The following is an 8,424-nucleotide window of genomic DNA, read 5'->3' on the forward strand; positions in this document are numbered from 1 at the left end:
CTGAATTTCCCCCCAGTCAAACAGCTCCCGGAAGAACAGCTCCAGAGCGGCCTTGCCAAGCCGGTCACGACGCTCCTGTGGTAACGCCTTGACCACCTCCGCTGACAGCGAGTGGCCATGCTCGTAAGTTGAGGCAATGATTTTCGGCCCGGAATACTCAGGCAGAACCCGGGGCACCACAAAACGGGGGTCATCCAGCAGCAGCTGACGGAATTTTTCTGTGGTGGCCGCCTCAAGGGCATAATCCACCTCCCGGTGCATCATTTCCCGGACTTCCTCCAGCCAGTCACTGAATTCCGGGCCAAAGGACACCAGCCGCGCCATTCTTAACAATTGGGCGACCGCATCAAGGTCACTGTCAACGGCCCGGGCCACGCCCGGATACTGCACCTTGAGCACCAACTCCAGGCCGTCCGAAAGGCGGCGGGCCCGATGTACCTGGCCGAGCGAAGCGGCCCCGAGTGGTTCGGGATCAACATCCAGCTCAGCCAGCCTCGCGGTACCGAGTTCAGCCTGCAACACTTTTTCGATAGCTGGCCAGGCAAGGGCCGAGGTCTGGTCTTCCAGGGTATGCAGCGCTTCGGTCACTTCCTCGGGCAGAAAGTGTTCGCCATAAAGTGCCATCATCTGGCCAATCTTGACCACACTGCCCTTCAGTTCGCCGAGGTCGTCCACCAGTTGCTGAGCCTGCTTTGACATCATCTTGCGATGACGCTGCTCGCGCTGATCCGGGCTCGTCATCCAGCTGGTGGCCATATGGGATGCCATCCGGGTACCCGCAAACAAGCCGGCACGGGTGAGGCTCAGGCGTCGTTCGAAACTGCCGGTACGGATGCGAGAGACGGTTTTTCCGCTGCGTGCCTTTGACATAAACGCCCTGTAGTGCAGGAGTTGAATGACAGTCCGGGGCTTTCAGCGCGCTCAGTGCTGCGCTGGCTGGCTCAAGGCCGGCATACCGCTGGTGTGCGTCAGGTCAGAATCAGGGTAACCGATACCGGCGGCCAATGCCCGCGTCAGATCATCTGCCACCCTGGCCAGATCAGTGGGTGAAACAAAATCCGCCAGCTGGCACATGGGCAGTCCGGCATAGCCGCACGGGTTGATGCGGGTAAATGGCGCCATGTCCATATCAACATTGAGCGCCAGACCGTGGAATGAGCAACCGCGCCGGACTCGCAGGCCAAGCGAGGCGATTTTGGCGTCGCCCACATAGACACCCGGGGCATCAGGGCGCGGTGCCGCCGTGATATCAAAGCCGGCCAGCACTGAAACAATGGCCTGCTCGATGACATCCACGAACTGACGAACGCCAAGGCCGGCGCGGGCCAGGTCTACCAGCAGATATATCACCAACTGGCCGGGGCCGTGATAGGTCACCTGCCCGCCGCGATCCACCTTGACCACCGGGATGTCGCCGGGAGCCAGAATGTGTTCAGCCTTGCCGGCCTGACCCTGGGTGTATACCGGTGGGTGCTGAACACACCACAATTCGTCCGCTACCGAACGATCGCGGTTGGCGGTGAAGGTTTTCATGGCCTCCCAGACCGGCTCATACGGCTGCATACCCAGGTCCCTGACAACCAGAGGTGTGCCCGGAACCGTCACCGACGTGTGTCCCGACACCCGCTACAGAACCATCTGTACGCGGCCGCTGGCTTTCAGATCTGCAAACAATGCCTGCAGCTGCGGCTCTCCGGTCGCCTGAATGGTCAGTTGCACCGAGCAGAACCGGCCATTGCGGCTTCCGGTCACTGACACGCATGCCTCATCGATACCGGGTGCATGCTGCTCCACAACCGAGATCACAAACTCCCGGAAATCGTCGGTGGCATGACCAATGACCTTGATTTTGTAGTCACAGGGGAATTCTATCCTGGGTGCCTTCGGGTCGCTCATCGCCTGCCCCCTCAATTGAACAGCTGGAAGAAAAACAGCTTGACCGAGTCCATGATGCGTTTGAAGAAACCTCCCTCCGGCACGGTTTCCAGAGCGAGCAGAGGCAATTCCGCCAACGGCTCACCGCCCAGGGTAACCTTCACCGTGCCAAGCTCATCGCCGGCGGACAGCGGCGCGTGGATCACGCTGTCCACCTCTACGACGGATTCAAGCTTGCTGCGGGAATCGCGGGGAATGGTCAGGTACAGATCCTCGGCAATACCCAGGCTGAGCTGATCACTGGCACCGCCCCAGACTCGACCCTCAACCAGCTCGTCGCTGCCACTGAAAACCTTCGCCGTTTCATAATAGCGGAACCCGTAGTTCAGCATTTTCTGCACCTCACGGGCCCGGGCTTCGGGGCTCGAGGTTCCCATCACCACAGCCACAAAGCGGGTGTCATCCCGATTTGCAGAAGCTACCAGACAGTAGCCCGCCTCCTCGGTGTGGCCTGTTTTCAGGCCATCAACCGAAGGGTCCCGCCACAGCAGAGCGTTGCGGTTGGGCTGACGGATATTGTTGTAGGTAAAGTGCTTTTCCGCATAAAGGGGGTAATTTTCAGGGTAATCATAAATAATCGCAGCGGCCAGCAGAGCCATATCAAATGCAGTGGAATACTGTTCCGGGTGTGGCAGCCCGGTCGCATTCATGAAGCTGGTATCCCGCATGCCCAATAACAGGGCTTGCTGGTTCATCACCTCGGCAAAGGCTTCCTCGGTGCCTGCAATGTGTTCGGCAAGGGCCACCGACGCATCGTTGCCGGACTGAATAATGACACCCTTGAGCAGATCCTCCACGGTAACCTGGGTGCCTTCCTGAATAAACGTGCGGGAGCCACCGGTCTGCCAGGCCTTGACACTGACCGTTACCAGATCCGACATTTGCAAACGGTTCTCATCCAGCTCCCTTTCCACGATGTAGGCCGTCATCATTTTGGTCAGACTGGCCGGTGGCAGGCGCTCATGAGTATTCTCCTCCATGATGATACGTCCACTTTTGGGGTCCATCAGGAGATAGGAGGACGCACTGACCTGCGGTGGCGAGGGAATCAGAACGGGTTGCTGGGCGTAAGTGGAAACGTTAGCCGTGCCCGTAGCCAGAACAACAACGGCAATTAACGAACGGAATACTGATCGAATGGTCATGGATGAGTTCACATCTTCTATCAATTCATGGGTTGTACAGCAGCACCTGCGGCGCTGCCGGACGAGAAGACTCAATGGCTGTCGGTCAGGATCATTGCCTGCCGGAAGCCTTGTAATTGCAATCGTTGCTGCTCACGGGTGGCTGCAGACGCATCCCTGAATGGGCCCACCTGAACGCGATGAAAGCGTCCTGAAGCGGTATCAATCGGATTCACCCGAACCGATTCCCCGGTCAGCTGACGAACGCTGTCCTGCATCTTCCGGGCTGGCTCAACACGGCTGAATGAACCCAGCTGAACGAAAATTCCACGATCCCCTGCAGCCACCGCTGGCGGCGACTGGTCGTTAGCGGGCGCGGCCTCCCCCCAAGGCTGGCCGGCGAGAAACATGCTACCGTCTGGCCTGACATTTATGGCGGCAACTTCAACCCGGGCCGTGCCCCGGTCAAGGTAATCCAGCTTCTTGGCCGCAGCCCATGACAGATCGATCAGACGATCGCCGTGAAAGGGCCCCCGGTCGTTCACCCGAACCACCACTGACCGTCCATTATCCAGATTCGTTACCCTGGCGTAACCCGGTATCGGCAAACTTTTATGGGCGGCCGACATGGCATACATGTCATAGATCTCGCCATTCGAGGTCTTGTGGCCATGAAATTTCTTGCCATACCAGCTGGCAGTGCCCCGTTCAACATAGCCTTCTGCGCTGGCCATCACCGTATACTGCTTTCCCCACACCGTATAGGGGGATCGATTGCCCGCGGGCCGTGGTGCCTCATACCGGGGGCTCGCATCCTCAAGATTGCTGATATCAACATCACCTTCAGGGCCAACATCCTGGGCAAGAGTATAACGAGATGAGTGATCAGGAGCTGAGGATGTCCCCGGGGTAGAGGAACAACCGGCAAGCACCAGGCTGACCAGTATCATCGCCAGCGGCCAGCGGAGCGGGAGTTTCAGATTTGTCGGATTCAATGGGCTTCCTGCTGTTCACCGTACCCCGGATAGCGGGCAAGTGGCTCTTATTAACATGGCTTGTGGCATAAACATTCTGACACATCAACGCGACAGACAGTTGTGCGCCGAGATTACCACGACGCCGCAAGGCCAACCATTAACAACCGGTCAGGCAGTAATCATTCGCCGGTGAGTGTGAATGGACATCAATACCCCGAAAGCCGCCATCAGCGTGACCATGGACGTGCCCCCGAAACTGACCAGCGGCAGCGGCACGCCAACCACTGGCAGGAGCCCGCTGACCATTCCCACGTTAACGAACACATAGACAAAAAAGGTCATGGTCAGGGCCCCGGCCAACAACCGTGAGAAAGTGTCCTGGGCATTGGCGGCAATATAGAAACAACGCAGCAGGATCAGCAGGTACATCAGCATCAGCAGGCAGATGCCCACAAACCCGAACTCTTCCGCAAGCACCGCCACGATAAAGTCCGTATGGCTTTCCGGGAGGAACTCGAGATGCGACTGAGTGCCCTGTAACCACCCCTTACCACTCACCCCACCGGAGCCGATGGCTGTTTTTGACTGAATGATATTCCAGCCGGCACCCAGCGGATCGCTCTGGGGATCCAGTAATGTCAGAATTCGCTGTTTCTGATACTCGCGCAGACCGAAAAGCCACATCAGGGGCGCACAGATCGACACCAGCACGCCGAATCCCACCATCAGCCGCCAGCGCATACCCGCCAGGAAAATCACAAACAGACCCGCACTGCCCACCAGCAACGAGGTGCCGAGATCCGGCTGGCGTACGATCAGCAGCATTGGCAGCAGCACCAGAGCCAACGCAACCGCCACATGCCGCAACCTGGGCGGCAGCACCTTGGTTGACAGGTACCAGGCCGTCATCATCGGCACCACCAGCTTCATCAGCTCGGAGGGCTGAAAGCGCGGCAAACCCGGCAAGGCAAGCCAGCGCTGGGCACCCTTGGCGCCTACCCCAACCAGCAAAACCGCAACCAGCCCTGCCACGCCGACGGCATAGACCCACGGCGACCAGCGCCGGTAGACGGCCGGGTCGAACTGGGCAAATACCACCAGGGCACCCAGGGCTAACGACAGCCGGATTACCTGAGATTTCACCGCATCCATGCTTGCATCCGCGCCACTGTATAGCACCACCAGACCACCGGCGCCCAGTATCAGCAGCAACAGCAGCAGGATCGGATCCAGGTGTACCCTGAACCACAGCGATGGCCCGCGTACCAGACCGGAATTCTCAGACGGCATGGCGGCTGCACGACTCAAGGTCCACGCTCCTCGTCCGGACGCCGGGCAACCAGCCCGGCCTCAAAATTGTTGAACTCAAGCAGCCAGGCGTCAAACAGCGCCCGGCCTATCGGTGCCGCGGTACCACTGCCACTGCCGCCATTCTCGACAATCACCGCAACGGCAATCCGGGGGTTATCCACGGGAGCAAAACCCAGAAACAGGGCGTGATCCCGCAACCGTTCCCGGACTTCTTCCTCATCGTATTCCTCGTCTTCCGCCAGGCTGAAGACCTGTGCCGTACCGGTTTTACCGGCCATACGGTAGCTGGCCCCCTGAGCCGCCGCCCGGGCGGTGCCGCGACGACCATGCATGACCTCCTCCATGGTCTCGATGACGTAGTCCCAGTCCCGGAGATCCCGTACCTCCAGATCTGGCAGGGATTCCTCCGGGAGCACATCTTCCAGGCGAACGTCGCCCTTCACTTCCCGCAGCATCCGTGGCTCGGCCCATACCCCGCGCGTGGCGGTCACGGCGGTAGCGGTAGCCAGTTGCAGCGGTGTCGATAAAAAGAAGCCCTGGCCGATACTCATGTTGACGGAGTCTCCGGGGTACCAGGGCTCGGAACGGACAGCGCGCTTCCAGTCCCGTGACGGTAGCAACCCGGGCAAGGCGCCACGCACGTCAAGAGCAGCCACGCGGCCAAAACCGAACCTGGACAGGTAATCGTGCATGCCGTCGACACCAAGCTCTACGCCCATCTGATAAAAGTAGATATCACAGGACTCCGCCACCGCCCGCTTGCCATCCACCCAGCCATGACCGCCCCGCTTCCAGTCACGGTAACGCCGGCCCCCGGTAGGCAGCTGAAACCAGCCAGGATCCCAGATCTGTTGTTCCCGGGTAGCGGTACCACTGTCCATGATACCCAGCAGCAACATCGGTTTGATGGTGGAGCCCGGGGGATACTGGCCTCTCAGGGCGCGATTGAACAGCGGCTTGTCGTAGGACTCGCTCAGCTCGCGATAAGCCTCAACCCCGATACCGGTGACAAACAGATTGGCATCAAATCCGGGGACACTGACCAGTGAGAGTATTCCGCCTGTTTCCGGCTCGATGGCGACAATAGCCCCGCGACGGCCTTCCAGAAGGTCCACCGCCCGCTGCTGCAGGCGCATGTCCAGGTGCAGTGCAATGTCTTCTCCAGGTGTGGAACTCTGCTGCTTGAGCACACGCAGAATGCGGCCCCTGGCGTTGGTTTCCACATGCTGATAGCCCACCCGGCCATGCAGAAGCTCCTCATACATTCGTTCAATGCCGGATTTGCCAATATAGTTGGTGCCGGCGTAATTCACCGGATCAATGCGCTGCAGTTCTTCCCGGTTAATGCGTCCGACAAAGCCAAGGGCGTGAGCGTTCTGCACACCAAAGGGATAGTGCCGCACCAGTTCAGCAGACACTTCAACACCGGGCAACTCATGGCGAAGCACCGCCATACTGGCGATTTCTTCTTCACTGAGATCGTAATGGAGGGGAATTTCCTGAAATGGACGTCGCGGCTCTCTGAGCCGGCGGCGGAAGCGCTCCAGATCTTCGTCTGTGATTTCAAGCACAGCCTGGAGTCGCCGCAGGGTACCCTCCAGATCCGTGACCCGCTCTGGCACCATGGTTATGCTGAAAACCGGTCGGTTTTCTGCCAACAACACCCCGTTGCGATCGTAGATCAGCCCCCGGGTAGGCGGAACCGATTGTACCTGGACACGATTGCGATCCGAAATGGTGGTATAGGTCTGGTGCTCGACGATCTGCAACTGATAAAAACGGGCCAACAGGCCAATCAGTGCAGCCACCACCAGAACCAGCAGAACCAGAGTCCGACGCTGAAACAGCCGGCGTTCCGCCGCTGTGTCTTTAAATTCGCCCCAGGCCATGCAGGTTCCTAAGCGCGGTGATAAGGATGATTGCGGGTAACTGTCCAGGCCCGGTAAAGCTGCTCGGCCAGAACAATCCTGACCAGCGGGTGTGGCAAGGTCAGCGGCGAGAGCGACCACTGCTGATCGGCACGCTGACGACACTGATCCGACAGCCCGTCAGGACCACCTACCAGCAGACTGACATCTCGCCCATCCTGCTGCCAGCGCTCCAGCTCGGCCGCCAGTTGCTCTGTCGACCAGGGGCGCCCTCCCACTTCCAGTGCAATCAGCCGATCGCGCTCTCCGGCTGCGCCGAGTATGGCGTCACCTTCCTGCTGGACCAGCCGTGCAATATCGGGGTTCTTGCCCCGGTGCGACACCGGAATTTCCACCAGGTCGATGGCCAGTTCCCGGGGCATCCTGCGAGCGTACTCCTGGAAGCCTTCGGTTACCCATGCCGGCATTTTCTGGCCGACACAGATCAGGCGTAACCGCATGCTTATTCGCTTCCCGCAGCACCCACGCTCGGCGCATCGCGCCAGAGTCGCTCAAGGTCATAAAATTCGCGGGTTGCGGGCATCATGACATGCACCACCACATCACCCAGATCCACCAGAATCCAGTCTCCGGAATTACCACCTTCAACACTGGCGTCACGGATGCCACGATCTTTCACTTCCTTGACCACCGACTCTGCCAGTGACCGCAAGTGGCGACTGGAAGTTCCCGAAGCCAGAATCATGAAATCCGTGACGCTGGTGCGGTCGGTGACATCAAGCACGCTGATATCTTTGGCTTTCACGTCTTCCAACGCATTCACAACAATGGTTTTGAGCTCTTCTGCCTGCATAATTACCCTGAAAGGCGCAGTCCGACGGTGCCGGCTGTGCTGAAATTGGTCAGCGATGATTGTAGCACTAAAGCCTGGCGCGATGGCAGATTTTCAATCGTCCGGGGCGCGCCGGTACAGTCCAAGCCGGGTGATTTCAGCCAGTACAGGATCTGGCAGCAGATAGCGTACGGAGCGGCCTTGCGCGATACGCTCACGGATGGCCGTTGCCGAGATATCCAGCAGCGGCGGACTGACCTCCAGCACCAGTCCTGCGGGTTGCCGGTGCAGCTGGTCGGCCGACGTCACCCGACGCGATTCCAGCAGCTCGGAAGGCACCGAGCCCGGACGCAGGCCGGCCCCTGGCCGTTGCACCA

The 8,424-nt window shown here is 59.4% G+C and carries 9 protein-coding genes and 1 pseudogene; all 10 read right to left on the reverse strand.

What is annotated here, in order from left to right:
* Positions 1-870 (reverse strand): AarF/ABC1/UbiB kinase family protein (locus AAC035_RS15370; RefSeq protein ID WP_339805679.1); only part of this gene is annotated, 870 nt, incomplete at its 3' end.
* A 51-nt stretch (positions 871-921) separates the two neighbouring features.
* The gene (lipB, locus tag AAC035_RS15375; RefSeq protein ID WP_339805690.1) at positions 922-1,584 is read right to left on the reverse strand and encodes a lipoyl(octanoyl) transferase LipB; all 663 of its coding nucleotides are present in this window, start codon (positions 1,582-1,584) and stop codon (positions 922-924) included.
* Between the two features lie 42 nt (positions 1,585-1,626).
* Positions 1,627-1,896, reverse strand: a complete 270-nt coding sequence (locus tag AAC035_RS15380) for a DUF493 domain-containing protein (protein ID WP_339805681.1) — start codon at positions 1,894-1,896, stop codon at positions 1,627-1,629.
* Between the two features lie 11 nt (positions 1,897-1,907).
* Entirely contained in the window at positions 1,908-3,080 is a 1,173-nt protein-coding gene (locus AAC035_RS15385) for a D-alanyl-D-alanine carboxypeptidase family protein (protein WP_339805683.1), read from the reverse strand.
* Positions 3,081-3,151: 71 nt separating this feature from the next.
* The gene (locus AAC035_RS15390) at positions 3,152-4,009 is read right to left on the reverse strand and encodes a septal ring lytic transglycosylase RlpA family protein (RefSeq protein WP_339805691.1); all 858 of its coding nucleotides are present in this window, start codon (positions 4,007-4,009) and stop codon (positions 3,152-3,154) included.
* A gap of 195 nt (positions 4,010-4,204) precedes the next feature.
* Positions 4,205-5,326: a rod shape-determining protein RodA gene (gene rodA / locus AAC035_RS15395; protein ID WP_339805693.1), complete on the reverse strand. Its 1,122-nt coding sequence runs from the start codon at positions 5,324-5,326 to the stop codon at positions 4,205-4,207.
* 14 nt (positions 5,327-5,340) lie between these two features.
* A complete protein-coding gene (gene mrdA / locus AAC035_RS15400; protein WP_339805685.1) occupies positions 5,341-7,236 on the reverse strand; it encodes a penicillin-binding protein 2 in 1,896 nt (631 codons plus the stop codon).
* 8 nt (positions 7,237-7,244) lie between these two features.
* Positions 7,245-7,715 carry a 23S rRNA (pseudouridine(1915)-N(3))-methyltransferase RlmH gene (gene rlmH, locus AAC035_RS15405; protein WP_339805687.1) on the reverse strand — a complete coding sequence of 157 codons (471 nt, stop codon included), beginning with the start codon at positions 7,713-7,715 and terminating at the stop codon, positions 7,245-7,247.
* A gap of 2 nt (positions 7,716-7,717) precedes the next feature.
* Positions 7,718-8,068, reverse strand: coding sequence for a ribosome silencing factor (gene rsfS, locus AAC035_RS15410; protein ID WP_339805688.1), 351 nt, complete (start codon positions 8,066-8,068; stop codon positions 7,718-7,720).
* A 93-nt stretch (positions 8,069-8,161) separates the two neighbouring features.
* Positions 8,162-8,424, reverse strand: a pseudogene (locus AAC035_RS15415) (nicotinic acid mononucleotide adenylyltransferase); the annotation flags it as partial.

Source organism: uncultured Marinobacter sp. (assembly GCF_963974375.1).
GTDB lineage: Bacteria > Pseudomonadota > Gammaproteobacteria > Pseudomonadales > Oleiphilaceae > Marinobacter.